This is a genomic window from Bacillus velezensis (genome assembly GCF_001461825.1).
GTDB lineage: Bacteria > Bacillota > Bacilli > Bacillales > Bacillaceae > Bacillus > Bacillus velezensis.
The window spans coordinates 465083-490761 of the sequence record NZ_LLZC01000012.1; the positions used below are offsets into that span (position 1 = coordinate 465083).

31 protein-coding genes and 1 tRNA gene are annotated in these 25679 nt (G+C 45.2%); 22 read left to right on the plus strand and 10 right to left on the minus strand.

All coding sequences use genetic code 11. The features are described 5' to 3' along the window. Window positions 1–40 precede the first annotated feature (40 nt). Window positions 41–418, plus strand: coding sequence for a DUF308 domain-containing protein (locus AR442_RS06490; protein ID WP_087920773.1), 378 nt, complete (start codon window positions 41–43; stop codon window positions 416–418). Between the two features lie 33 nt (window positions 419–451). On the opposite strand, the gene ispG is transcribed toward AR442_RS06490, so the two are convergent. The 3 genes from ispG to AR442_RS06505 all read right to left on the minus strand — a co-directional run bounded on the left by ispG (window position 452) and on the right by AR442_RS06505 (window position 2861). Beyond that, window positions 452–1570: a flavodoxin-dependent (E)-4-hydroxy-3-methylbut-2-enyl-diphosphate synthase gene (gene ispG, locus AR442_RS06495; protein ID WP_170616544.1), complete on the minus strand. Its 1119-nt coding sequence runs from the start codon at window positions 1568–1570 to the stop codon at window positions 452–454. Window positions 1571–1702: 132 nt separating this feature from the next. Continuing rightward, the gene (locus AR442_RS06500) at window positions 1703–2005 is read right to left on the minus strand and encodes a LysM peptidoglycan-binding domain-containing protein (RefSeq protein WP_003153022.1); all 303 of its coding nucleotides are present in this window, start codon (window positions 2003–2005) and stop codon (window positions 1703–1705) included. Between the two features lie 91 nt (window positions 2006–2096). After that, complete coding sequence (locus AR442_RS06505) at window positions 2097–2861, minus strand: DUF1189 domain-containing protein (RefSeq protein WP_014418394.1); 765 nt, start codon at window positions 2859–2861, stop codon at window positions 2097–2099. Between the two features lie 158 nt (window positions 2862–3019). On the opposite strand from AR442_RS06505, the gene AR442_RS06510 reads away from it, so the two are divergent. The 9 genes from AR442_RS06510 to pstB (AR442_RS06550) all read left to right on the plus strand — a co-directional run bounded on the left by AR442_RS06510 (window position 3020) and on the right by pstB (AR442_RS06550) (window position 12471). Then, window positions 3020–3502 (plus strand): DUF456 domain-containing protein, encoded by a 483-nt coding sequence (locus tag AR442_RS06510; protein ID WP_007408301.1) that lies wholly within the window; start codon window positions 3020–3022, stop codon window positions 3500–3502. 165 nt (window positions 3503–3667) lie between these two features. Further along, on the plus strand, window positions 3668–4273 hold the full coding sequence (sodA, locus tag AR442_RS06515) for a superoxide dismutase SodA (protein ID WP_003153025.1): 606 nt from the start codon (window positions 3668–3670) through the stop codon (window positions 4271–4273). Window positions 4274–4392: 119 nt separating this feature from the next. Further along, on the plus strand, window positions 4393–5682 hold the full coding sequence (locus tag AR442_RS06520) for an MFS transporter (RefSeq protein WP_012118002.1): 1290 nt from the start codon (window positions 4393–4395) through the stop codon (window positions 5680–5682). A 101-nt stretch (window positions 5683–5783) separates the two neighbouring features. Beyond that, window positions 5784–7931 carry a penicillin-binding protein 2A gene (gene pbpA / locus AR442_RS06525; protein WP_029973866.1) on the plus strand — a complete coding sequence of 716 codons (2148 nt, stop codon included), beginning with the start codon at window positions 5784–5786 and terminating at the stop codon, window positions 7929–7931. A gap of 156 nt (window positions 7932–8087) precedes the next feature. Continuing rightward, window positions 8088–8990, plus strand: a complete 903-nt coding sequence (locus AR442_RS06530; RefSeq protein WP_007408304.1) for a phosphate ABC transporter substrate-binding protein — start codon at window positions 8088–8090, stop codon at window positions 8988–8990. A 48-nt stretch (window positions 8991–9038) separates the two neighbouring features. After that, window positions 9039–9968, plus strand: coding sequence for a phosphate ABC transporter permease subunit PstC (gene pstC / locus AR442_RS06535; RefSeq protein WP_007612605.1), 930 nt, complete (start codon window positions 9039–9041; stop codon window positions 9966–9968). Continuing rightward, window positions 9968–10852 carry a phosphate ABC transporter permease PstA gene (pstA, locus tag AR442_RS06540; RefSeq protein ID WP_053284927.1) on the plus strand — a complete coding sequence of 295 codons (885 nt, stop codon included), beginning with the start codon at window positions 9968–9970 and terminating at the stop codon, window positions 10850–10852. Before pstC ends, pstA begins: the two co-directional genes overlap by 1 nt. Window positions 10853–10870: 18 nt before the next feature. Further along, window positions 10871–11677, plus strand: coding sequence for a phosphate ABC transporter ATP-binding protein PstB (gene pstB, locus AR442_RS06545; RefSeq protein ID WP_014418390.1), 807 nt, complete (start codon window positions 10871–10873; stop codon window positions 11675–11677). Between the two features lie 11 nt (window positions 11678–11688). Next, the gene (gene pstB / locus AR442_RS06550) at window positions 11689–12471 is read left to right on the plus strand and encodes a phosphate ABC transporter ATP-binding protein PstB (protein ID WP_053284926.1); all 783 of its coding nucleotides are present in this window, start codon (window positions 11689–11691) and stop codon (window positions 12469–12471) included. A 99-nt stretch (window positions 12472–12570) separates the two neighbouring features. Here the strand turns inward: pstB (AR442_RS06550) and AR442_RS06555 are convergent, their stop codons facing one another. Together AR442_RS06555 and AR442_RS06560 are read right to left on the minus strand one after the other, a co-directional pair. Continuing rightward, the gene (locus AR442_RS06555) at window positions 12571–13035 is read right to left on the minus strand and encodes an endolytic transglycosylase MltG (RefSeq protein ID WP_014418388.1); all 465 of its coding nucleotides are present in this window, start codon (window positions 13033–13035) and stop codon (window positions 12571–12573) included. Further along, window positions 13032–13385: a hypothetical protein gene (locus AR442_RS06560; protein ID WP_003153047.1), complete on the minus strand. Its 354-nt coding sequence runs from the start codon at window positions 13383–13385 to the stop codon at window positions 13032–13034. Before AR442_RS06560 ends, AR442_RS06555 begins: the two co-directional genes overlap by 4 nt. Window positions 13386–13731: 346 nt before the next feature. On the opposite strand from AR442_RS06560, the gene rpmG reads away from it, so the two are divergent. The 3 genes from rpmG to AR442_RS20280 all read left to right on the plus strand — a co-directional run bounded on the left by rpmG (window position 13732) and on the right by AR442_RS20280 (window position 14758). Beyond that, window positions 13732–13881, plus strand: a complete 150-nt coding sequence (gene rpmG, locus AR442_RS19865) for a 50S ribosomal protein L33 (RefSeq protein ID WP_003153056.1) — start codon at window positions 13732–13734, stop codon at window positions 13879–13881. 78 nt (window positions 13882–13959) lie between these two features. Continuing rightward, window positions 13960–14514 carry a 5-formyltetrahydrofolate cyclo-ligase gene (locus tag AR442_RS06565; RefSeq protein ID WP_017418150.1) on the plus strand — a complete coding sequence of 185 codons (555 nt, stop codon included), beginning with the start codon at window positions 13960–13962 and terminating at the stop codon, window positions 14512–14514. A 70-nt stretch (window positions 14515–14584) separates the two neighbouring features. Continuing rightward, a complete protein-coding gene (locus AR442_RS20280) occupies window positions 14585–14758 on the plus strand; it encodes a hypothetical protein (protein ID WP_007408311.1) in 174 nt (57 codons plus the stop codon). 75 nt (window positions 14759–14833) lie between these two features. Here AR442_RS20280 and nhaC read toward each other — a convergent pair whose 3' ends face one another. After that, complete coding sequence (gene nhaC / locus AR442_RS06570; RefSeq protein ID WP_021494320.1) at window positions 14834–16198, minus strand: Na+/H+ antiporter NhaC; 1365 nt, start codon at window positions 16196–16198, stop codon at window positions 14834–14836. A gap of 197 nt (window positions 16199–16395) precedes the next feature. On the opposite strand from nhaC, the gene AR442_RS06575 reads away from it, so the two are divergent. The 5 genes from AR442_RS06575 (at window position 16396) to AR442_RS06595 (ending at window position 20242) form a co-directional block, all read left to right on the plus strand. Continuing rightward, window positions 16396–16605, plus strand: coding sequence for a YqgQ family protein (locus AR442_RS06575; protein ID WP_007408313.1), 210 nt, complete (start codon window positions 16396–16398; stop codon window positions 16603–16605). 34 nt (window positions 16606–16639) lie between these two features. Then, complete coding sequence (glcK, locus tag AR442_RS06580; protein WP_014418385.1) at window positions 16640–17602, plus strand: glucose kinase GlcK; 963 nt, start codon at window positions 16640–16642, stop codon at window positions 17600–17602. An 82-nt stretch (window positions 17603–17684) separates the two neighbouring features. Beyond that, the gene (locus tag AR442_RS06585) at window positions 17685–18812 is read left to right on the plus strand and encodes a M14 family metallopeptidase (RefSeq protein ID WP_053284925.1); all 1128 of its coding nucleotides are present in this window, start codon (window positions 17685–17687) and stop codon (window positions 18810–18812) included. Window positions 18813–18884: 72 nt separating this feature from the next. Next, window positions 18885–19922, plus strand: a complete 1038-nt coding sequence (locus tag AR442_RS06590; protein ID WP_017418146.1) for a YqgU-like beta propeller domain-containing protein — start codon at window positions 18885–18887, stop codon at window positions 19920–19922. Between the two features lie 5 nt (window positions 19923–19927). Then, entirely contained in the window at window positions 19928–20242 is a 315-nt protein-coding gene (locus AR442_RS06595; RefSeq protein WP_003153073.1) for an MTH1187 family thiamine-binding protein, read from the plus strand. A 32-nt stretch (window positions 20243–20274) separates the two neighbouring features. Here AR442_RS06595 and AR442_RS19870 read toward each other — a convergent pair whose 3' ends face one another. Then, window positions 20275–20448: a DUF2759 domain-containing protein gene (locus AR442_RS19870; RefSeq protein WP_003153076.1), complete on the minus strand. Its 174-nt coding sequence runs from the start codon at window positions 20446–20448 to the stop codon at window positions 20275–20277. Window positions 20449–20602: 154 nt separating this feature from the next. Between AR442_RS19870 and AR442_RS06600 the strand changes: the two genes are divergently transcribed. Beyond that, window positions 20603–21241 (plus strand): MBL fold metallo-hydrolase, encoded by a 639-nt coding sequence (locus AR442_RS06600; RefSeq protein ID WP_017418145.1) that lies wholly within the window; start codon window positions 20603–20605, stop codon window positions 21239–21241. A 38-nt stretch (window positions 21242–21279) separates the two neighbouring features. Here the strand turns inward: AR442_RS06600 and AR442_RS06605 are convergent, their stop codons facing one another. Then, entirely contained in the window at window positions 21280–21525 is a 246-nt protein-coding gene (locus tag AR442_RS06605; protein ID WP_003153078.1) for a DUF2626 domain-containing protein, read from the minus strand. Window positions 21526–21761: 236 nt separating this feature from the next. Here AR442_RS06605 and AR442_RS06610 point away from each other — a divergent pair, with 236 nt between their 5' ends. Further along, window positions 21762–22142, plus strand: coding sequence for a Spx/MgsR family RNA polymerase-binding regulatory protein (locus tag AR442_RS06610; protein ID WP_003153079.1), 381 nt, complete (start codon window positions 21762–21764; stop codon window positions 22140–22142). Window positions 22143–22206: 64 nt separating this feature from the next. Here AR442_RS06610 and AR442_RS06615 read toward each other — a convergent pair. Then, window positions 22207–22277, minus strand: a tRNA-Gln gene (locus AR442_RS06615). A 71-nt stretch (window positions 22278–22348) separates the two neighbouring features. Here AR442_RS06615 and AR442_RS06620 point away from each other — a divergent pair. Beyond that, window positions 22349–23179 (plus strand): STAS domain-containing protein, encoded by an 831-nt coding sequence (locus tag AR442_RS06620; RefSeq protein ID WP_025649847.1) that lies wholly within the window; start codon window positions 22349–22351, stop codon window positions 23177–23179. A gap of 37 nt (window positions 23180–23216) precedes the next feature. Here the strand turns inward: AR442_RS06620 and AR442_RS06625 are convergent, their stop codons facing one another. Then, window positions 23217–24518: a hemolysin family protein gene (locus AR442_RS06625; protein ID WP_029973873.1), complete on the minus strand. Its 1302-nt coding sequence runs from the start codon at window positions 24516–24518 to the stop codon at window positions 23217–23219. A gap of 145 nt (window positions 24519–24663) precedes the next feature. On the opposite strand from AR442_RS06625, the gene AR442_RS06630 reads away from it, so the two are divergent. Further along, window positions 24664–25614, plus strand: a complete 951-nt coding sequence (locus tag AR442_RS06630) for a magnesium transporter CorA family protein (RefSeq protein ID WP_014418379.1) — start codon at window positions 24664–24666, stop codon at window positions 25612–25614. Window positions 25615–25679 lie beyond the last annotated feature (65 nt).

Consider the following 25679-nt stretch of genomic DNA (forward strand, 5'->3'; position numbering starts at 1 on the left):
GAAACTAAAAAAGCTCCTTTCATAAAAGAAAAAGGGGGAATTGAAGGTGGCATACGATTACGAAAATCGAAAAGGCAACGACTACTATGTGGATCATGGATCGGAAGGAACCGATATCACACGTGATGTTTATTCAGAAGAAACAGCGGCTGAAATTTCAGAGCCATATCGTGCTTCTGACCGGGCAGCAGACCGTGATGATAACCGGGACGGAGTAAGTGAAGGCCGGGGGATAGGGTATGCAGCATTGGCTATTTCTATCATTTCCCTGTTTGTGCTCCCTGTTTTATTAGGGGCATGCGGCATTATCGTCGGCTATATCGCCAGAAGAAGAGGAGCAGGCGCTTTAGGCGGATGGGCGATGGGAATCGGTATTGTTTCCCTTGTGCTTGGCATCTTCATTACACCGTTTTTTTAACACAACGCAAAAAAAAGCTTGGCGGAATATCCGTCAAGCTTTTTGTGTTTCTTGTTCTGCTTTTGCTTTTTCCGCTTCAAGCTTTGCGTAGTGTTCTTCTGCCAGCTTGTCGATTTCTTTTTTCAGCTCATCGACCATGGTTTCTTCAGGGACTTTGCGGACGATTTGGCCTTTGCGGAAAAGAAGTCCTTCGCCGCGCGCGCCGGCAATCCCGATATCGGCTTCTCTTGCTTCACCCGGTCCGTTAACGGCGCATCCGAGAACGGCTACTTTAATCGGCGCTTTGACTTTAGAAATATATTCTTCCACTTCATTTGCGATGCTGATAAGATCAATTTCGATCCGTCCGCATGTCGGGCATGAAATAAGCGTAGCCGCGTTTGAAGCAAGACCGAATGATTTCAGCAGTTCTCTGGCTACTTTTACTTCTTCAACCGGGTCGGCGCTCAGAGAGATCCGGAGCGTGTTTCCAATTCCTTTGCTTAAAATCGCTCCGAGTCCGGCCGCGCTTTTTACCGTTCCGGCAAACAGCGTGCCCGATTCTGTAATTCCGAGGTGGAGCGGATAATCAAATGCTTTTGACGCTTTTTCGTATGCTTCTATGGCTAGATTGACGTCAGACGCTTTCATGCTGACGATGATGTCATGAAAGTCAAGATCTTCCAAGATTTTGATATGATGAAGCGCACTCTCAACCATTCCGTCAGCAGTCGGATAGCCGTATTTTTCTAAAATGCGTTTTTCCAAAGAACCCGCGTTTACGCCGATCCGGATCGGAATTCCTTTTTCTTTCGCCGCTTTTACGACGGCTTCCACTTTTTCGCGGCGGCCGATGTTACCCGGGTTGATTCTGATTTTGTCGGCGCCGCCCTCAATTGCTTTTAATGCAAGCTTGTAGTCAAAATGAATATCGACAACGAGAGGGATGGAAATTTGTTTTTTGATGTCGGCAATCGCGTTAGCGGCGCGTTCGTCCGGACATGCCACCCGGACAATTTGGCAGCCGGCTTCGGCTAAACGGTTGATTTCCGCAACTGTTGCTTCTACGTCGTGTGTTTTGGTCGTCGTCATACTCTGAATGACGACTTCGTTATTTCCGCCTATTGTTAAAGGTCCCACTTTGACGGGACGCGTTTTTGTACGATGTGTGATTTCACTCACTTGTCAATCGCTCCTTAATTGTAGTTACCGCTTTTGCAGGCTGAGCCTTTTACATGTCAGGCAACTTCTATTTACATGTTATATTGTAACAGTGTATTTGCCGAACTGACAAGAAATTAACGTTTAATTGCGGTAGACGGGGAATTTATAAGCGGTGCCTGCCTGAATGGCGTTTGCTTTTACATTCGGATTCAGCGCTTCAAAATCTTGTGCAATATCATCTGGCGCTTTATGTGCGCCGACTATCGACATCACCGTATCGCCTTTTTTGACCGTAACCGTTCTGTATGAAGCTTCCTGTTGGGCTGGCTGCGCCGCCGCTGCGTATGCCGGAAGGTCTTGAGAAGGGATCGTGCCGATTTTAAGATCGTAAAAGATAATGAATATCACAAATAAACTGCCGAATACAAAAGTAAGCCGCTTCATTCCAACCGCCTCCCGCATACATTTTTACTTCATTGTATGCTTGTCCCATTTTGTTCATGACAAAAAAGAAGACCGCCGGGGGCAGTCTTTGTTACACAGCTGTTTTTCTTGGCGGTATCTCTTTTAAGACGAGGAAAAGGATGATAAAGTTTACAAACCAATTCACTAAAAATTCACTCGGCACCGTAATGACAAGCGCGCGCATGATCGTAAAGAATATGGTCGAAAGTGTAATGGAATAAGCCGAAAGCTTCCAGAGCTGCTGGTAATTCAATGTCTTTCTTTGCGCATTTTTCAATATCAGGCCGATGACGGCGAGAAATGATACTTCAATGAATTTTCCGGCCGCTGTCATGATGAACAGCAAAACGGACAGGACGGTGACGATCATTGTTTTATTTTGGTTTAATGCTGATATGATTTCTTTTTTTGTGATATCAGCAGGCATCAGCGAATAATTCATTTCTGTCGCCTGTCCGTCTACAGCAAGCACCATTTTATTTTTCAAAATGCCGATCGCATTTTGTTTCGCCGCTATTTGTTTAGCGCCGTAAGCATCCGTCGGATCAAACACGATGACGAACCCGTTCGCTTCCGTTTCCTTAGAGGCGGACGCTTTCGTCTGCAATTCTCCGTTTGAAATGCTGAAATCAGGGAAATCTTTCTTTAACACGGTTTTGAAACCGTTCATTGAGTTTACGGTGCCGGAGCAAAGGTAATAAGCGCTTGGCAGCGTAAAAAGGACAGACAGCAAAAATACATAAAGGATCGCTTTTCCTATCCCCTGAAACCGTGTTTTTGCAATATCTGCCGGAGAGTATGTACTTTTCAATAAAGCCGTAAATATGTTCAACATCTTCACTTCCTAGCCTAAACTGGTATATGTTGCTTATTGTATCGTTCACAGGGGATGAACACAAGTGAGAGTATTTAAAGCGGTGATAAGGAATCATACATAATAAGATAAAGCGGGAAGCGGTGATCGCCCGCAAAACAAAGGAGGGTGTTTTTGTCATGAGTGTTTTGTATTGGCTGATGATCATTGCGGTCTTCGTCATTGCTTTTATCGGGCTTGTATATCCGGTGATTCCAAGCGTTATTTTTATTGTGGCCGGTTTTCTTCTCTACGGATTTTTGTTTTCCTTCAGTCCTTATTCTTACCTGTTTTGGCTCATTGAGGCGGTATTTGCGGCCGTTTTATTCGCCGCTGACTATGTGTCAAATTTACTTGGCGTTAAAAGGTACGGAGGAAGCAGGGCGGCAATCTGGGGAAGCACGATCGGATTATTGATCGGGCCCTTCGTTATTCCCGTGGCAGGCATTATATTAGGCCCGTTTATCGGTGCTCTCTGCGCTGAGGTGTTTGTTCATCAAAAGGATATCAAGTCCGCGGCAAAAGTGGGGCTCGGCTCGTTAATCGGCTTTTTAACAAGCGTGGCGGCAAAAGGCGTCATTCAGCTCTTTATGATCGGATATTTCTTATGGACGGTGCTTTAGAAAGGTTTAATTTCGGCCGTGAACGGATAAAGTGTAATATGTCTGCTGGAATCGCCGGATTGTGAGCTTTTTCATTGATTACCACGCTTTCTTTTGTTACATTGAGATTAGAAAAGTTCGCGTTAAGCGGCATTTCAGTACATATATTTAAAGGAGGAAAAAATTATGGCTTACAAACTTCCAGAATTGCCTTACGCTTATGATGCTTTAGAACCGCATATCGATAAGGAAACGATGACGATTCACCATACGAAGCACCATAACACATACGTGACAAACCTCAACAAAGCGATTGAAGGATCAGCGCTTGCAGAGAAATCTGTAGATGAGCTTGTTGCTGATTTGAACGCAGTGCCGGAGGACATCCGCACGGCAGTCCGCAACAATGGCGGCGGACATGCAAACCACTCTTTATTCTGGACTCTTTTATCTCCGAATGGCGGAGGCGAACCGACTGGTGAGCTTGCTGAAGAGATCAAAAGCACGTTCGGAAGCTTCGATCAATTTAAAGAAAAATTCGCCGCAGCAGCTGCAGGCCGTTTCGGTTCAGGCTGGGCTTGGCTCGTTGTAAACAACGGCAAACTTGAAATTACAAGCACGCCAAACCAAGATTCACCGCTTTCAGAGGGTAAAACACCTGTTCTCGGTCTTGATGTTTGGGAGCACGCGTACTACCTGAACTACCAAAACCGCCGTCCTGATTACATTTCAGCTTTCTGGAATGTTGTGAACTGGGATGAAGTTGCCCGTCTTTACAGCGAAGCAAAATAATTGAGTTGAATGATCACAAGGTCTCCCGCGGGAGACCTTGTTTTTTTATTGACTTTGATTCCTCTTACATATCTCAGTTTGAGTGAGACAAACTAATGTGTAGTAAAGGGGAGTCAATGATGAGCAAAATAAAAAAAATTATCGGCGACATCGAAATAAATAAAGGGCTGCTGCTGTTATTGACGATTGGCGGCCTTTACTCATTGGGCATCGCGCTGTCAAATACATTTGTCAACGTGTATTTGTGGAAGCAGTCGGGAAAATTTATTGATTTGGCCATATACAATTTGTCGGTCGTGACGATGCAGCCGGTTACCTTTCTGCTGGCGGGCCGGCTGGCTAAAAAAATTGACAGAGTGTTTATTCTAAGGTTCGGCGTTATCTTTTTGGCCGCTTTTTATTTAAGTGTGCTGCTTGCCGGAGAAACTGCGGCTTCCCGTCTCGTTTTGATAGGGGCCGTGCTCGGAGTGGGATACGGCTTTTACTGGCTGGCTTTTAATGTGCTGACTTTCGAAATCACGGAACCGGAAACGAGAGATTTTTTTAACGGGTTTTTAGGCATTTTATCTTCATCGGCGGGCATGATCGGTCCGATTGTGGCCGGATATGTCATTTCAAGACTTGAAAACAATACGGGTTATACAATCATTTTCAGCCTGTCGCTCGGCTTATTTGCCCTTGCCGTGGTCATGAGCTTTTTTCTGAAGCGGAGGGAGTCGAAAGGCCGGTTTATGCTGAAAAAAGTTTTTGATGAGCGCCACACGAATCTGAATTGGCGCCGGATTACCAACGCGCACTTTTTTCAAGGCTTGAGAGAAGGGATTTTTGTTTTTTTAATCAGCGTATTTGTATTCATTGCGACAAACAGTGAGCTGGCGCTCGGAACATTCGGTCTCGTCAATTCCGCGGTTTCTTTTTTCGCCTATTATTTTGCATCAAGGCTCATCAAAAAAAGAGCGCGGAAAAAGGCGATTCTTATCGGCGGATTGATCTTGTACGGCGCTCTGTTTCTCATTATTTTTAAAATGAGCTTCACGACGCTCCTTTTGTACGGAGTGTTTATTGCGATCGGCTATCCAGTTCTGCTCGTGCCGTATGTCTCGCTTACATATGATGTGATAGGCCGGGCGCGGCTTGCCAGAAAAGCCAGAATTGAATACATTGTGCTCAGGGAGTTATTTTTAAATGCGGGCCGGATCGTTTCCATCCTTTGTTTCCTTGTAATCGTTACATTGTTCAAGGAAAAAGTGGGGATACCGGCGGCGCTCGTGCTGCTCGGAGCCGGGCATCCGCTGATTTATTACTTTATAAAAGACATCAAACTGGATACGGAAACTTCTGATGAAACAGTAGAAGAAGACCGACAAAAACAGGCGGCGGAACCGAATTTTATAAAAGGAGAAAGATAAAAGGGTTATCTGTAGAAAAATATCGAAAAAACCTTTAGAATGAAAAATGGCACCTGAACAGAAGGTGTCATTTCTTTCTGTAAATAAGAAAAGGTGATGTCATGAGGAGAAATAAAAAGAAAATAGCTGTAAACAAAGAAAAGAAAAAATCACTGCCGATCCGGCTTAATTTTTTGTTTTTGGTTGCGTTTCTTATTTTCACTTGGATTATCGTCGAGCTTGGCATCAAGCAGATCGTTCAGGGTGATGATTATAAAAACGCCGCTAATAAGCAAGAGGAGTCTGATGTCAGCACGGCGGTTCCGAGAGGGAAAATATACGACCGGAACCTAAATCCCATCGTAACGAATAAAGCATTAAATGCGATTACATATACACGTTCAGCCTCAACCACCCAGGCGCAGCGTTTAAAAATCGCAAAAAAACTGTCGGGTATGATTAAGGTAAGCACCAAAAAGGTGACTGAGCGGGATAAAAAAGACTATTGGATGTTAACGAGGCCTGATGAAGCGAAAAAACTGATTACGGCCGAAGAAAACCAAAAAGCTGAAGACAAAAAACTGTCTGACGATGATTTATATCAGCTTCAGCTGAAACGCATCACAGACAAACAGCTGAATGAGCTCACTTCAAAAGACATGCAGATCCTTGCGATCAAAAGGCAGATGGATTCAGGATACTCCCTGACGCCTCAATACATCAAAAATGAAGGCGTGTCGGCAAAAGAAATGGCCGTCGTCAGCGAACATTTAGATGAACTGCCGGGGGTTGACGTGACGTCTGACTGGGAACGGTCTTATCCTTATAAAAGCCTGATCCGGACATTGCTCGGCAGTGTATCCAGTTCGAACGAAGGTCTTCCGTCCAACCTGCTGGATCACTATCTGTCACTCGGCTACAGCCGGAATGACAGGGTCGGAAAAAGCTATTTAGAATATCAATATGAAAGCCTGCTGCAGGGTCAAAAAGAGAAAGTGCAGAACTTAACCGACTCATCCGGAAATGTCACGGGCAGCAAAGTGATTTCAAAAGGGCAGGCCGGCAAAGACCTTGTGTTATCCATTGATATGGACCTGCAGAAATCCGTTGAAAAAATCATTGAGAAAAATTTAAGATCGGCAAAAGCGAGACCGAGCACGAAGCTTCTTGATCGGGCCTTCGTCGTCATGATGAACCCGAAAAACGGAGAAGTGCTGACGATGGCCGGCAAACAGATTACGAATGATCATGGAAAGTACAAAATTAATGATTATGCCCTCGGCGCAATGACTTCCTCCTACGCAATGGGATCGGCGGTCAAAGGAGCGACGGTGTTGACCGGACTGCAGACGGGCGCGATTAATTTGAACACCGTTTTTCAGGATGAACCTATGTATTTCAAGGGAAGTAAAAACCCGAAAAAATCATGGACGAATTTAGGTCCCGTAGATATCCAAAAAGCGCTTCAGGAATCATCAAACGTGTTCATGTTCAAAACGGCGATTGCCGTCGGTAAAGGGGAGTACAAAAAAGGCCAGTCCCTGCCGCTTGATATGAAGGCATTCGATACTTTCAGATACTACTTCAATCAGTTCGGACTCGGAGTTAAGACGGGGATTGATCTTCCGAATGAAGCGACCGGGTACCAAGGGTCACAGCGAATTTCCGGTCTTCTGTTAGACTTTGCCATCGGACAGTATGATACGTTTACACCGCTGCAAATGGCGCAGTATGTATCTACAATCGCCAATGGAGGCTATCGTTTGAAACCTCAGCTTGTAAAAGAGGTCAGGCAGCCTGATTCGAAAAAAGGAATCGGAGCCGTTGTAGAGTCTGTTCAGCCCCAAGTACTGAATAAGATTGATATGAATAATGCAGACATTAAAGAAGTGCAGGCAGGTTTCAGACGCGTCATGACAAAAGGGACAGCCGCAACTGATTTTGCGACTGCGACATACAGTCCTGCCGGTAAAACGGGTACCGCGCAATCTTTCTATGACGGTCCTGACAAATCAGAGACGGGTGAAGCAACATATAACACGACTCTTGTCGCGTATGCACCTGCTGATAATCCGGAAGTGGCTATTTCTGTAGTCGTTCCTTGGGCCTATATTAATTACAGCGATCGATATTCGATTACGGATGATATAGGAAGAGCAGCTCTGGACAAATACTTTGAGCTGAAAAAGAAACAAGAAGATAATAATACGAAGCAGAAAAACGAAGATAAAATTCAGGAAGACGCTGAAAACGGCAATACAAACAACTAACAGAAAAACGCTCACAATCTGTGAGCGTTTTTTTTTATACAAAAAAACATCCGGATTTACAAAACCTTAACACTTGATTTATACGCATTTTACAAGAACCCTTTACTCTATACGTGTAGGACAAATTACACATTAAATGCAGGGGGAATTCAGGAAATGAAAAAAAACAAATGGATGCTTATGCTTCTGATGGCTGCTGTTATGATTGTTGCTGCAGCATGCGGAAATGCAAAGGAAAGCGGCAAGACAGACAGTCAATCTGCAAGTGAGGATAAAAAAGCATCAGGTTCTTTAACCATTTCTGGTTCATCAGCCATGCAGCCGTTAGTACTGGCAGCGGCGGAAAAGTTTATGGAAAAACATCCGGATGCTGATGTGCAGGTGCAAGCGGGGGGTTCAGGAACAGGTCTTTCGCAAGTGTCTGAAGGGGCAGTGCAAATCGGCAACTCAGATGTCTTTGCTGAAGAAAAAGAAGGCATTGATGCGAAAGCCCTAAAAGACCACCGAGTAGCGGTAGTGGCGATGGCGGCTGCGGTCAACCCCGGTGCGGGCGTAAAGGATATAACCAAAAAACAGCTGACAGACGTCTTTACAGGAAAAATTAAAAACTGGAAAGAGCTTGGCGGTAAAGATCAAAAAATTACACTCGTGAACCGTCCTGATTCATCAGGAACACGCGCTACGTTCGTCAAATACGCGCTTGACGGAGCAGATCCTGCTGAGGGCATTACAGAGGATTCCTCCAATACAGTTAAAAAAATCATTGCTGAAACGCCGGGAGCAATCGGTTATCTGGCATTCTCTTATATAAACGATGACAAAGTAACGCCTTTATCGATCGGAGGCATCAAACCGGAAGAGAAAAACGTCGTCACAGGCGAGTATCCGATTTGGGCTTACGAGCACTCTTATACGAAAGGAGAAGCGTCAGGCCTTACAAAAACGTTTCTTGACTATATGAACAGCGATGAAGTACAGAAAAGTATCGTAAAAGATCAAGGCTACATTCCGATCTCTGATATGAAAGTCACACGTGACGCAAACGGCAAGCAAAGCTGAGGGGAGGGCGGGCTCCCCGCCTCTTCTTCTTTATAGGAGTGTAAACAAATGATAAATCACAGAGAAAAAGAGTCTGTAAGCGAACGCTTAATAAGCTCAAAACAAAACAGGCAATTGGATGAAGTCCGCGGAAGGGTGATTGTGTCTGTGTGTGCCGCGATTATCATTGCGGCATCAGCGGCGATCACAATTTTTCTCGGCATAAAGGGGCTGCAATCTTTTTTTGTAAATGGTGTAAGCCCGATTGAGTTCTTAACAAGTCTGAATTGGAATCCAACCCAGGCAAAACCTGAGTTCGGCGCGCTGCCTTTTATTTTCGGATCATTTGCGGTCACCGTTCTGTCCGCTCTGATCGCAGCGCCCCTCGGTATTGCGGGTGCCGTGTTTATGACGGAAATTGCGCCGACTTGGGGAAAAAAGGTGCTGCAGCCGGTAATTGAGCTGCTTGTCGGCATTCCGTCCGTCGTTTATGGATTCATAGGTCTTACAGTATTGGTTCCGTTTATCGGCTCTTTTAAATCAAGCGGAACGGGTCACAGCCTTCTGGCGGGGACGATCGTGCTCTCGGTAATGATTCTGCCGACTGTTACATCGATTTCCGCTGATGCGCTTGCGTCACTTCCGAAACACCTTCGCGACGGTTCATATGCGCTTGGTGCGACGAGGTGGCAGACAATCAGAAAGGTGCTTATCCCGGCGGCGTTTCCGACATTGCTGACCGCTGTCGTGCTCGGGATGGCAAGAGCGTTCGGAGAAGCACTCGCCGTACAGATGGTTATCGGAAATACAAAGCTTCTGCCGGAAAGCCTGCTTGATACGGCGGGAACATTAACGACGATTATTACGTTAAACATGGGCCATACCACATACGGCAGTATTGAAAATAATACGTTATGGTCTATGGGGCTCGTTCTTCTCATCATGTCGTTTCTGTTTATATTGCTCATACGCTACTTGTCATCTAGGAGGAAAGTGTAATGAACCGGAAAATAACGGATAAATTGGCCACCGGTGTATTCGGGTTATGCGCCGCTATAATCGCGGCGATTTTGGCAGGATTGTTTTTGTACATTCTTATTCACGGCGTCTCTGAAATCTCCTTGCATTTTCTTACGTCAAAATCGAGCGCCATTGCGTCAGGCGGCGGAATACGGGATCAGCTTTTTAACTCCTTTTACATTCTGTTTATCACCATGCTGATCACGATACCGCTTGGTGTGGGGGGCGGCGTCTTTATGGCTGAATATGCGCCCCAAAATAAAATCACTGATTTTATCAGAACGTGTATTGAGGTGCTGTCTTCGCTTCCGTCCATTGTCATCGGGATGTTCGGCATGCTGATGTTTGTAAACCTGACCGGATGGGGCTACACGATTATCGGAGGCGCGCTCGCATTAACCGTCTTTAACCTTCCCGTTATGGTCCGGGTGACAGAAGGCGCGCTCACTGCAGTTCCTAAGGAGCTGAAAGAAGCTTCTCTCGCTTTAGGCGTATCGAGATGGCATACCGTCAAAACGGTGCTGATTCCGAGTGCGATTCCTTCGATTTTAACCGGAGCCATTCTCGCATCAGGAAGAGTATTCGGAGAAGCGGCCGCATTGTTATTTACAGCGGGACTGACAACGCCGCGGCTGAACTTTACGGATTTGAACCCGTTTTCTGAATCTTCTCCTTTCAACATTTTCAGGCCGGCTGAGACGCTGGCGGTTCATATATGGAGTGTCAATACGCAGGGAATCATCCCTGACGCCGAAGCGATTGCAAACGGCGGCTCGGCGGTGCTGGTGATTTCGGTGCTCTTGTTTAACCTTTGTGCAAGATGGCTCGGATCTGTCATTTATAAAAAGCTTACGGCAAATTAATCGGAAAGAGGCGAAAACATGATTGATCACATCATCAGGGAACATGCGGAACAGACAAAGCGTTCGCCGGAGTCTTCAATTTTGGAAGTGAAGCATTTATCAATTTATTACGGTGACAAACAAGCGGTTAAAGATGTAAACATGGATATTGAAAAACATGCGGTGACGGCTCTGATCGGTCCGTCCGGCTGCGGGAAATCAACATTTTTGAGACAGATTAACAGAATGAACGATGCCATTCCTTCGGCAAGAAGCGAGGGGGAGATCCTTTATGAAGGGCTGAATATTTTGGGAGAAGCGATTAATGTCGTGTCTCTCAGACGGGAGATCGGTATGGTGTTTCAAAAACCGAATCCGTTCCCGAAATCCATTTACAATAACATCACACATGCGCTGAAGTATGCGGGTGAACGCAGGAAAGCCGTTTTGGATGATGCGGTCGAGGAAAGCTTAACGAAGGCTGCTCTTTGGGATGAAGTCAAAGACCGGCTTCATTCATCGGCTCTTTCGTTATCAGGCGGCCAGCAGCAGCGCCTTTGCATCGCCCGTACGCTTGCGATGAAACCTGCCGTACTTCTTTTAGATGAACCGGCTTCAGCTCTGGACCCTATTTCAAACGCCAGAATCGAGACGCTTTTGACAGAACTGAAAAAAGATTATTCGATTATTATCGTTACGCATAACATGCAGCAGGCGCTGAGGGTGTCTGACCGAACGGCTTTCTTTTTAAACGGGGAAGTGGTGGAATACGGGCAGACAGAACAAATTTTTACGAGTCCTAAAGCGCAAAAGACAGATGACTACATTAACGGAAAGTTCGGATAGGGGGAAGGACTGTGAGCCTTGTGAAGGAAGCGGTGCACACACAGAATTTATTTGATATTTACGGCATGAACGTATGGTACGGAGCCCATCAGGCTTTAAAAGACATTACGATCGGTTTTGAGGAGCGGAAGGTAACTGCGATCATCGGTCCGTCCGGCTGCGGGAAATCCACTTTTATTAAAACATTAAACTTAATGCTGCAAATGGCTCCGAATGTCAAAGTGACAGGCGACATGATCTATAATGGGCGCAATCTGCTGAAAGAAAAGACGGATGCGGCAGAATTAAGAAAACAAATCGGTATGGTGTTTCAAAAAGGCAATCCGTTTCCGCAGTCAATATTTGAGAATGTCGTGTACGGTCCGAGAATTCACGGCGAAAAAAATAAAAAGAAACTGCTTGAAATCGCCGAGGAATCTTTAAAGGCAGCTGCGCTCTGGGATGAAGTGAAAGATCGCCTTCACCAGCAGGCGCTTTCACTGTCAGGCGGTCAGCAGCAGCGGCTGTGCATCGCAAGGGCGCTCGCCACCAAACCGGACGTCCTTCTGATGGATGAACCGACGTCCGCTCTCGACCCTGTATCCACACGGAAAATAGAAGAGCTGATTTTGACATTGAAAGAAAAGTATACAATCGTCATTGTGACGCACAACATGCAGCAGGCTGCGAGGGTCTCTGATCAAACCGCGTTTTTCTATATGGGCGAACTGGTAGAGTGGGGGGATACGGACAAAATATTTTCTCAGCCGGATCATCAAAAAACACATGATTATATCACCGGAAAATTCGGATGAAAAAAACGGGCCCGGCCATTGATCGGGTCCGTTTTATATTGCTTATTAAAAAAGCCTGCCGGCCGTATCCATCTGAATGGACGATGCCTGCAAGCTTTTTTAGCGGGTTAATGTTTTGACGATTTTTTTAAAGCTCATATCTGAGTCGACTTTGAAATGGCCGGCGCGGATTTCTTTATGGTAGCCTGCGTCAATGACGTAATCATTAAAGTCCTTCGCTGAAGGAATAATCCCTTCTTTTTCAAGAATGGATGACACATCAGCAGTGCTCATTCCGTTTTTAATCGTCAGTTTGTATGTTACTTTTTTCTTTTTGTCGTCTGTGTTTTGGTCGTTGTTTAACGCTTTTTCTTTAGAATCAAGAAGTTTTTGATAGTCATCCCGGTTGACGGAGACTTTTTGCTGATCGTCGAGGTAGCTGTTTACTTCTTTTTCTGTCAATGCTGTTTTTTCGGTTTTAACGGCGGCTGCCTGGTCATGGTCAGTCAAATAGAAGACAGCGGCGAGAACGGCCGTCGCTAAAATCATGCCTGCTGCAAAAGCCTGAATGCCCCGTTTTGTCATACGAGCACCTTCTCATTATCTTTAATAATGGTATTGACGTCCTCGACAGACACGTGCTCCGCTTTTGCGATGGCTTCCGCAGACATTCCGTTGTTATATTTTGAAATGATTTGTTTGGCGATTTTTTGGTTAATGCCGCTGCTTTTGGCTTTGCGGATCACGAGGTTGGTTTCCAGCAATTCTTCTTCAAGCACCGTCATTTTCTTTTTCAACTTGTAAATTTCCTGCATGGCGGAAAGCTGAAGCGTTTCAAGCTCCTGTTCCACGTCTTTCATCGGATCTCTTTGAGAATATGAGAATGCAATAAGCGCTATACTGACGATAAACAACGCAATAATAGCAATTTCCACGTTTCATCACCTTCTATTATTAATTTGCCCTTCTTTTTTATACCATAAAACGCCGCCATTCTAAAGGAAATAGAGAAAAAAACGGAATTTTGTCGGGAAATCTTTTTTATTCGGGGAGCAAACGGTTATTTCTCTATAGATTTCGTATCAGAAAGTCCTTTTTTGTCCTGTTTCGTCATATTTTCCCTTCATCTGACGCAGGCTCATTCAGAGGATCAGAAGCGTAAACTGATGTTTTCTGCACTTAAACAACATTTCATGTAAATCACTCTAGCATTCCGTCCATTATAGTGGTATTATATATAAGTCTGAATAAGTAAATGATATTTAGTTTGGAGGGAAAATAATGCGCGTTAATATTACTTTGGCTTGCACTGAATGTGGTGAGCGTAACTATATTTCTAAAAAGAACAAACGCAACAATCCGGACCGCGTTGAATTTAAAAAATATTGCCCACGTGATAAAAAATCTACGTTACACCGTGAAACAAAATAAGCTGTTTAAAACAGCGGAAAAAGCTGGAGCTTTCAATAAAGTTCTGGCTTTTTTGTCTTTCAGGGAGGTTTGAGAAACGTGAAAGCACAAATCAGAACCGATATAAAAGCAAAGCTTTCTGACATGACAGAAAGTGAATGGGAGAAAAAATGCCGCAGCATGCGTGAAACGCTGTTTTCTTTAAAAGAATGGAAACAGGCCCGCGTGATCGCCGTTACCATCTCGACACGCCTGGAAATTCCGACACGGCCGATTATTGAACAGGCCTGGAAAGAGAAAAAACAAGTCTGTATCCCAAAATGCTTTCCGCAGACGGGAGCGATGGAGTTCCGTACATTTTCTGCGTATGATCAGCTGGAAACCGTATATGCGGGCCTCAGTGAACCGATCGAGAGCCTGACGGAAAAAGCCGCCCAAAAAGACATTGACCTTGTGATTGTGCCCGGCGTGGCTTTTGACCGGGAAGGCTTCAGAATCGGATACGGCGGAGGATATTATGATCGGTACCTCTCCGGTTATAAAGGCCGTACCGTGTCGCTTCTCTTTGACTGCCAGCTGACAGACCGCATTCCCCGCATGCCCCACGATATTCCGGTCGATATGATCGTGACTGAATCTGAAACCATCGCTTAATCGCATAAAAAACTTCTTGCACCGGAATAATTCTCGCTGTTTGACAAACGATAGGGGCAGGAGGGATAAGATGAAAAAATTGTTGATCTACTCATTATGCGCCGTATCTGTTTTAGCCGTTTACCAAAACCGCTACCGTCTGATGAACAGCGTGCTCAGCCAGCCGGGGATCAGACGGTCATTCATTCATTTCTTTTTAAAAATACCGTTTATCAGAAACAAATTCATTCAGCAGGCATTTTAAACAAATCCCGTTTTTCAGCGGGATTTTTTGCATAAGAAAACCTGCCGGTAAAAAACGGCAGGTTTTCTCGTATTGTCAGCTTTTTTTCAGGAAACCGAGCAGAATTGAGATCATAGGAGAAATGTACAGGAAAAAGGTAAACGGCAGGTAGTCGATGACGGAAACCCCTAATGCGCTTGCCATAAAAGCGCCGCTTACTCCCCAGGGAATCAGCGGGTTGATCAATGTTCCGCCGTCCTCAAGCGACCGCGCAAGGTGAATCCGCTTAATGCTGAGCTTGTCATATAAAGGTTTATAAGATTGACCCGGAATTAAGATCGACAAATACTGCTCACCTGTCGCAAGGTTTACGCCTATACTTGAGAAGACGGTCGCCATGACAAGACGTCCTTTCGTATGCACGCCTTTTATCAATCCTTGAAGCAGCGCCGCGATCAGGCCCGTTTTTTCCATCAGGCCGCCGAGCGCAAAGGCGATCATGATCAGAGAGACTGATCCCATCATCGATTGGAGCCCGCCCCTGTTGATAATGCTGGCCACAGCCTGGTCGCCGGTTTTAAACGCCGTCCCGCTTTGCAGGGCGGATATAAATCCTTGAATGCTGCTGTCAGGAATAAAAACAGCAGTCAGAAGCCCTGCGGAAATAATACCGGCGGTAAGCACCGGAATCACGGAAACCCGTCTCACAGCTAAAATGATCACCAACAGAGGTGAAAGAAGCGACCAAGGCGTAACGTGAACGGCCTCTTTTATTCCGGAAATGACCGCCTCAATATTTTGCGTTGAAGCGGCATTTATTGAAACCGATGAACCGAGAATATAAAAAAGAACAATCGTGATCAGCAGTGCCGGAACGGTAGTGCCCATCATATGGCGAATATGCTTAAAAATCGGAATTTCGCCGATTCCGGCGGCAAAATTCGTCGTGTCGGACATCGGTGACATTTTATCACCGAAACAAGCCCCGCAAATGACTGCTCCCGCCGTCCATTCGAGCGGAACTCCCGCCGCGCTTGCTACCCCTAACAGCGCGACGCCGATTGTACTGACAGTTGTCAGACTTGAGCCGACAAGCGTGCTGATAATCATGCAGGAAAATAATGCGGTCAAAAGCAGCTGACTCGGCTGTATAATTGACAAAGCGTAAACGGTGACGGTGGGAATGGCGCCGCTGTACATCCAGGCGCCGATCAGTACACCGATCAAAGCCAGCACGATAATCGGCTGCACACCGTTTTTCAATCCGCTGACAATTCCTTTTTCAAGACTGTCCCACGAGAAACCGAGCCACAAACCTGCCAGAGACAGAATAATGACGCAAAAGAATAGCGGCATATGCGGCTCTGTATGAAAGAAAAACAGGCAGGAAATAATGACTGCTAACATCAAGACAAATAAACTGATGGCTGAGATGAACGTCAGCCTTTTTTCTTGTTTCAAAACAACACCCCATCAAACTTTAATCCTTTTGTGCTTTTGGGCACGAAAGTATTGTAACAGAAAAACGCATAAATGAGTGTTTTTTTACAATTTTGAATATACAATTTATGAAAATAATACAAGGATATTTTCTCCAATCGTTTTTTGCTTGACGCCCGGATCAGTGATGAAATACGCTTATACTAAGAAGAATAGAAATGGTGAAGAAGATGAATTCATTTTATGACGTGCAGCAGCTGTTTAAGTCATTCGGACATATCGTTTATTTCGGTGACAGACAAGCCGAAATTGACTTTATGAAAGATGAATTAAAGGAAATGTACTTGTCAAACGTGATTGAAAGAGAATTATGGCAAAAAGCCGCCGGAGTTCTTCAGAGAGAATCGGAGCGGATCAAAGGCAGATAACAAAGCAGGATTTTAATAAGAAAAGGAGATTATTATGGAAGATACATGGTTTGCGGGGATTGATCTTGGCGGAACAACCATCAAGCTGGCCTTTATCAACATGTACGGTGAAATTCAGCATAAATGGGAAGTTCCGACCGATAAATCAGGAAACACAATTACGGTCACGATCGCCAAAGCGCTTGACCAGAAGCTGGAAGAACTGAACAAGCCGAAACGGATCGTAAAATGGATCGGAATGGGAGCGCCCGGACCCGTGGAAATGGCGACGGGAATGGTCTATGAGACGACAAATATGGGGTGGAAAAACTATCCGCTGAAAGACCATCTCGAGGCGGAAACGGGTATTCCGGCCGTCATTGAAAACGATGCCAATATCGCGGCGCTCGGAGAAATGTGGAAGGGTGCAGGTGACGGGGCCAAAGATGTCATTTTAGTGACGCTCGGAACCGGAGTCGGCGGAGGCATCATCGTCAACGGAGAAATCGTTCACGGTAAAAACGGGGCCGGCGGAGAAATCGGTCATATTTGCAGTATTCCGGAAGGAGGAGCTCCGTGCAACTGCGGAAAATCCGGCTGCATCGAAACGATTGCGTCCGCAACAGGCATCGTCCGCATCGCGAAAGAAAAGCTTGCGGCGGTTTCCGACTCTTCGCTCTTACAAGTGGATGATCTGACGGCACGTGACGTGTTCGAAGCGGCTAAACAGCAGGATAAGACAGCGCTTGAAGTCGTCGATTATGTCGCAAAACATTTAGGCCTCGTGCTCGGAAACCTGGCAAGCGCCATGAACCCGACGAAAATCGTGCTCGGCGGAGGGGTCTCTAAAGCGGGTGAAATCCTGCGGTCAAAAGTGGAAGAGACCTTCAAAATCACCGCGTTCCCGCGTTCTGCGGAAGCGGCCGATATTTCGATCGCGGCACTTGGAAATGACGCCGGAGTCATCGGCGGGGCGTGGATTGCCAAAAATGAATGGCTCAAACATCAAAACTGCTGAAGAAAGTCTGCCTGCCCATATCGCGGGCGGCTTTCTTTTTTTATCTCCCCTGTCATATAGTTTTTAAAAAAGGGGGATGAACATGGCGGGAATTCGTGTCAAACCTGAATTGAAACAGCATATGAAAGATATCGCAAAGGTGCTTTCAATTGATGTAAAACTGTTGAAAGCCGCTGATAAAACGGCGGAAAGCGATGAATTATTTTGTCCCGGCTTTGCCGTGTGCGGGCAGTCAGAGAGTCCGCCGCTTGAGACGCTGAGCGGGCTTTCGCGATACATCCGGCACTGTGAAAGGATTCTTTCCGATGATCAATGGGTGAAGGAAGAAAAGGTGTACGGCTCCCAATCGGTTTATGAAGAAATTGAGAAAATAACGGATGTCTTTCCGTTTGTCACGTGCCGTAAAATCGGCAGTTCCGTATTGGGAAAGCCGCTATATGAGCTGAAAATAGGTGCGGATACGGCTGAAAGAAAAGTCCATGTAAACGCCTCATTTCATGCCAATGAATGGATCACCACCTCGGTCGCGCTTAAATGGTGTAAAGAATATTGCGCGGCATTATGCGAAAATAAAACTGTTTTCGGGCACTCTGTGCTTGATATATTCAGCCGGACATCATTGTCATTCGTTCCGCTCGTAAATCCCGACGGTGTTGATCTCGTACTTTACGGATGTGAAGATTTATCAGAAAAAAATGAATTTCTTCATCAATTAAATGAGCACCGCCCGGATTTCCGCGAATGGAAGGCGAATATAAACGGTGTGGATTTAAATAAACATTTCCCATCTAATTGGGATATTGAACAGAGGCGCAAACCGAAAGCCCCTTCATACCGTGATTTTCCGGGGACGGCGCCGCTCACTGAACCGGAGGCGCAGGCGATGCACCGGCTGATAACGGAGCAGCCGCCTGACAGGCTGATCGCGCTTCATACGCAGGGAGAAGAGATTTATTGGGGATACGAAGGAGGTGAACCGGAGCAATCATCCCGGATGATTCGGGAGTTTGAAGCGATAAGCGGAAACCGCTATCAAGGCGTTAAAACCATTGACAGCCATGCCGGTTTTAGGGATTGGTTTATACAGCAGTATGGAAAAGAGGGCTATACCATTGAGCTCGGGAAGGGAAAAAACCCTTTGCCTTTTTATCAGTTTGCTGATATTTATCAAGCGACGGAAGGTATTTTGTGGAGATCGCTTGTTTTTTGAGACATCTGTGAAATTTCTCATTTGTTTACATAAACAAATATGGGACAATAGAAAAGAATGGAGGGAAGGCTGGTGAGATACTTGGTTTGTGTTCTGCTGTCCGCATTCGTTCTGTGTTTAGCGGCCTGTGAACCATCTCATCAGCAGCAAGACACAGGCGTTTCGGCAAAATCGGCAGAACAGAAAATCGTTCCGCTCAGTAAAAAGGAAGCGGAGAAAACGGAAGGATGGCTGGATAACAGAACAATTCTGTATACAGCACATCATCAGCTGATGAAATATGATCTTTTCAGCGGAAAATCCGAACGGCTCTATGAAACAAAGGGCCATATTGTCAATGTAAAGATCAGCCGGAAAAAACAGCTGATTCTTGTACAGGTGACAAGCAGCGGTCAGACTGAGCTTGTGCTTATGAACAAGCAGGGGAAAAGACTTTATCACAAAGCCTTTAACTCTTATGAGCTGGAGACGGCTTGGAATCCGTATGACCCGTATCAAATGATGATTACCGTTTTTACTGAAACATGGGACTTCACAGCCTATACTGCCGATATGAACAACGGCATTTTAAAAAAGAGTCCCGTTCAGGCCCCTTTTGTCCATTGGACCTCCACTGATGAATTCCAATATATCAAGCAAGGAAAAACGGAGGAAGAGGGTCCTTTATATTCTTATGACTTGCAGACAAAAAAAGAAAAAAGAGTGCTTCATCACGTCATCTGGGCCGATTCCCGCCCGGGCATGACGATTGCCGTCAGACAAACGGATCAATCGGACGGAGACGGCGAGTTCCTTTTCCAAAAGCCGGCATCCGTGACACACCGATTTCCTCTCCAAGAAAAGTATAAGAGCTTTGCGCCAATGGAATATGATTACGATCAGACACACAAGCGGTTTTACATATTTAAGCCTGAAGGCCGCTCTTACAATCTGATCAGCTTTGACTTAGGAGACGAACGGGAGCGGACGGTGCTCAAAAACACGGAAATGGAGCCGATTCAGATCTCTCCGAACGGGGAATACGCTTTATACGGCTTTACGTATGACCGTCTGATTTCACTGAAAACAGGCATGACAGAACCAATCATAACAAATGAAAAAGGAGTTTGAACCAAATGGCAATTGCAGATGTGACAATCATTCCGATCGGAACAAAAACACCGAGCGTCAGTGAGTATGTAGCGGATGTGCAAAACATTTTGGAGGGTTACAAAGCTGCCGGCAAAATCAAATTTCAGCTCACGCCGATGAACACGTTGATTGAAGGTGAGCTGAGCGACTTATTCGCAGTCATTCAGGACATTCACGAAGCCCCGTTCCAAAAAGGGCTGCACAGAGTGGCGACAAATATCCGCATTGATGACAGACGTGATAAAGAAACGACGCTGGAGAGCAAAATCAAAAGTGTCAGCAAACATTTGCAGCAATAAAAAATAAGCCTGTATCCATTGGATACAGGCTTTTAATGTGCAGTCGGATAGCCGCTGGTTACAACGGTCATTACGGTAAACCAGCCAAACACGCCCAGCGTGGCGGCGGCTAACAAAAATCCCAGGATATTTCTCTGTCTGACAGCCCGCAGGACTCCTAATACAGCTAATAATGCGACAAGGCCGAAGATTACAACAAGTAACATGATGCTCCTCCTTTGTCATTGGAACCTGAAAATCTTTCCATTTCATTTTAACCGTTTTCATTTTGTTTGTCGATAGCGTTTTCCCGGCCGCATTCATTGAATCTTCCGCAGAAAACCTTCATAATAAGGGCATATACATAAAGAGGTGATGAAAGTGAAATGGAGACGAATGCCGGCCGGTCCGATTCAGGCAAACGCGTATTTTCTCGTCAGTGAGGATCAGTCCTGTCTTATTTTTGATCCGGGCGGGGAAGCGGACAAAATCAACAATTACATAAAAGAAAACAATCTGAAGCCGCTGGCCATCTTACTGACGCACGCTCATTTTGACCATATCGGCGCGCTTGACGAAGTAAGAGACAGATGGGACGTTCCCGTATATCTTCACAAAAATGAAGAAAAGTGGCTGGAGGACTCTTCTTTAAACGGATCAGGCATATTGCGGGGCATCGCCGTAACGGCACGGCCCGCTGAACGGCTGATCGAAGGCGACGGCATTTTGGACATCGGGCCTTTCCATTTGGAGACATTGTTTACGCCGGGACATTCACCGGGAAGCGTTTCTTATTATGTGAAGGACGCGGATCTGGTGATTTCAGGTGATGTGCTCTTTCAGGGAGGCATCGGCCGCACTGATTTACACGGCGGAAGTCAGAACGTATTGCTTGATTCCATTCATCAAAAACTGCTCACGCTTCCCGGACATACACTTGTATTAAGCGGGCACGGGCCGGAAACGGATATCCAGACAGAGCAGGAGCGAAACCCGTTTATTAATGGTTTTTCACTGTAAATGAAAAAAGACAGACCTAATCGGTCTGTCTTTTTCTGTCAGTGGGTTCCGCCGCCCGGTGTCATAATAAAAATAGAGTAATATGTAAATCCGGCGAAAAATACGGTTAAGTAAGCTCCGAAAATATAAATATACATCCGCTCAGTCAAATTCAAATAAGAAAGAAATACGAAAAAGATCGTCTGTCCAAAAAACAAAAGAGAAGCGTCTTTCATGCCCCCTAAAAAAAACATGACTGCAAATATCCCCGTCCAAAATCCTAACACCCGGAACATGCGATTCATTCCTTATCCCCTCCCGAGAGTCTATCTGAAGTTTATTATAATAGATCGGCACTCGAAATGTAAACATTTTCATGATTATATTTATTGTGGAATTTATGTCTTTCCCTGTGTTTTATATCTTATGCCGCTCTCTGAAAAAGATCCGAAAAATTTTTTTGAAATATGTTTAATGAAAAAAAGTTCAGGGTACTTATGTTAACAAAGAGACGGATTATCCGAGGGAGGAATTTTTAAAAATGAAAGAACTTATTTTTTATTCATACCCGAGCTGCACATCATGCCGAAAAACGAAACATTGGTTAAAAGCCCACAATGTTGACTTTCAAGAGCGCCATCTATTCAGGGAGACACCGACAATTGATGAATTGAAGCAGATCTTATCATTAACGACCGAAGGAATTGATGAAATATTGGCGACGAGAAGCCAAACATTTAAAAACCTCAACCTGAACATTGAAGAAATGACTGTAAATGAAGTGCTGAAGCTTTTGACTGAGAAGCCGAAACTGCTGCGGCGTCCGATTCTGATCGATCGCAATAAGCTCGTTATCGGATACAATCCGGGAGAACTGATGAAGCTGACGAAGAAAAAAACGGTACATCAATCTGTATCATAAGAGAAAAACGAAGATCCGCTGATCAAAATTTATCAGCTAATCTTCGTTTTTTGCGGTTGCGGGACTGGGCTAGCTGGATTCGAACCAACGATCACGGAGTCAAAGTCCATTGCCTTACCGCTTGGCTATAGCCCATCGGATGTAATTACAGTATGTGCGTCCGGCGCCGATTTATACATACAAAGGAATTTGAATGGAGGAGACCCGTGAAACATTTGAACGAAACATTATCTCGAACCTTAATTGAAGAATCAGGTGAAATCACACGCCAGTGGCTGCTCATACCAAAATCGGGGCGGCCTTCAGACGATCAGAAAGCGGAAATGCAGCACCGTCTGTTAATTGAAATCGTTGCCGGCATTCTATCGGAAAAAGACGGCGGGGAAGAGGAGCTGACAAAATGGGCGCTTCAGTTCGCAAGGGACCGGGCCGTCCATGAAGTACCGGTCTATGAAAGCGTCACGAGCTTTAAAGAATTCCGGAGATTGGTCTGGAACCGCATACAGACATGCTGTGAAAAAATGTCTGAGAAGCCTGGGGCGAATGCGGTATTCCATTGGGGAGAGAAGCTGAACAAAGCAATTGACCATATGATTGAAGTATTTACAGAGGAATATTATAAAGTGACGGTTACACAATTAAACGCCCAAAAAGAAATGATTAACGAACTAAGCGCGCCGATTATGCCGATTGCCGACGGTATTGGAATTTTGCCGCTCGTCGGCGAAATTGACACCTACCGGGCAAAAATGATTTTGGAATCGGTGCTTGATCAATGTTCTTCACTCCGGCTTTCTTATTTATTTTTAGATATATCAGGTGTGCCGATTGTGGATACGATGGTCGCTTATCAGATTTTTAAAGTGATTGACAGCACAAAACTTCTTGGCATAGAAACGACAATCTCAGGCATCAGGCCGGAAATCGCGCAGACCGTCGTGAAGCTCGGCATTGATTTTTCTCAGGTGAAAACGGAGCAGAGTCTGGCGAAAGCGCTGGCAAAAAACGGATTTATCGTAAAAGAATCATTAAGATGATAAAAAGCTGAATGGCCGGGAGGGATTTCTCCCTCAGCTATTCAGCTTTGTCAGCTTCAATCGTAATGATATGATGGCTGTCGATTTCTTTTACCGTAAATGTGTAGCCTTCAAAATCAATGGTGCTCCCGGGCTTCGCGTCAATATGCTGAGTAAGAAACCAGCCCCCGAGTGTATCGACTTGATCAGCCGTAATCTCTGTTCCGAGTACATCATTGACGTCACTGATCAGCAATTTGGCGTTCAGGAGATAGCGGTTCTTCCCAAGCTTTTGAACGGAAGGTGTTTCGTCCGTATCAAATTCGTCGCGGATTTCGCCGACGATCTCTTCAATGATATCTTCCGCCGTTACTAATCCCGCGGTTCCGCCGTACTCATCAATGAGAATGGCCATATGGGCGTGTTCCCGCTGCATTTTAACGAATAATTGATAAATCGGAATCGTCTCAATCACGTGGATCGCCGGCTGGATGTAAGGGCTGAGTTCGTGTTTTGTAAACGCCGCTCCTTCTGACAGGAATCTGAATAAAACTTCTTTTATATTGATGATGCCGACTACATGATCTTTATCTCCTTTTACTACGGGATACCGGGTATATTTATTTGTTTTGATAATGTCCCGGAGCATATGTCCCGATCCGCTGTCTAACGGCAGGCTCACCATTTCATTCCGGGGCACCATAATTTCTTTGGCAGTGCGCTTATCAAATGTAAAAATGTTATTTACGTAATGCAGCTCGCTTTTTTTAATCATGCCGCTTCGATAGCTTTCGGCAAGGAGCACCCGCAATTCCTCTTCCGTATAAGCCATTTCATGTTCGGAAGCAGGCTTCAAGCCGAACATTGCTGTAATCAGGCGGGCGGAATGATTGAGCAGCCAGATGAACGGAAACATTAACTTATAAAACAAAATCATCGGTCTGGCAGACAAAAGTGTAATCCGCTCGGCTTTTTGGATAGCAAAACTTTTCGGGGCGAGTTCGCCGATGACGACATTCACATATGTAACCAGCAGAAAGGCGATGATCAATGACAGGACTTGGGCAACCGCTTCGTGAACTCCGGTCTTTAAAAATAACGGCTGAAGCATTGCTTTGACTGTCGGTTCACCCAGCCAGCCGATTCCCAAAGCGGTGACGGTGATACCCAATTGGCAGGCCGATAAATATTCATCAAGGTGTGTAATGACATGCTTGGCTGCTTTTGCTCCTTTTACATTTTCCTCAATGAGCTGATTAATGCGGGAGCGCCTTGCTTTAACGATTGAAAACTCTATGGCGACAAAACACGCCGTTAATAAAATAAATAGTACGATGGCAGATAGTTTGATGATATACAATGTAACGCCTTCCGCGAAGGAAGGCTTGCACCTCCCTTTTTTCGGAATAATACCACTGTAGAAGGCTGCTCAAACATCGAACCTGGTTTAGCCTGCTTCATTTACGGTAATAAAACAAGAAAGCGATACTGGAGGATGACAAGAGATGAAGGTACATTCGGGTGCGGACTGGCTGTGGTACCAGCTCGGTCCGCATGAAAAAACAGAAGCGAAAAAAATGATCCATCACAATCACTGGCCGCAATGCGAAAAGTGGTTTGAACATGAAAATCATATAAACTTTCTGCGCTCAGATACAAATGATCAGAATAATGAAGCGGTTTTCGGTTCTTTAATCTATCATCAAGGATTAGATGATGAAAAAAACCATACCGTATTTCACTTTTATATTACGAGAGACTTCTTTTTTACAATTAATTTTGATTTTTCGCTGCTGCGCGGTGTAAAAGAAAAGCATGCCACACAGCAGATTCAAACCTGTGAAAATCCGATTGAAGGCTTTTTCGTTTTACTGGGAGAGCTGATGAATTCCTATCTGATCGGACTGGATGAATTTGAAGTCAAGCAGCGGACGCTGAAATGGCAGATTCATGATGACAACAGCAAAGGAATCTTGGAAAATGTGCATAAACTGCGCCATGAGCTGTTCATTTGGAAAGGTCTTACACTGGGGGCTAAAAAAGTAGAAATGGCTTTAAAAGAAGCTTTTCTTCCGAAAAATGACAGGCAGAAAGATTACCTCAGAGCTCATCAAAAGATGGAAAGAGGAATTACATATATCAATGAGTTTGATCAGGAATTGAGCAATCTGCTGCACGCCGAGGAAGTCATTACCTCCCAAAGAGGAAATGAAATTGTGAAAGCCTTGACGATCTTTACAACACTCTTTACACCGATGACGGCGCTTGGAGCTCTCTGGGGGATGAACTTTGATAACATGCCGGAGCTTCATTGGAAATATGCGTATATCTGTTCCATCGTGCTCATTATTGTATCAACCCTGCTGATTTATATTTATCTGCGGCACAAAGGCTGGACAGGGGACATTTTGAGGGAGCATCAAAAAAAATATTTGCGGAAAGAAAAGAAACGCTAAGAAGAGCAGGCATTCGCCTGCTTTTTTTGATGGCTGAAAATGGCCGAATGGTTCCGGATTTCATT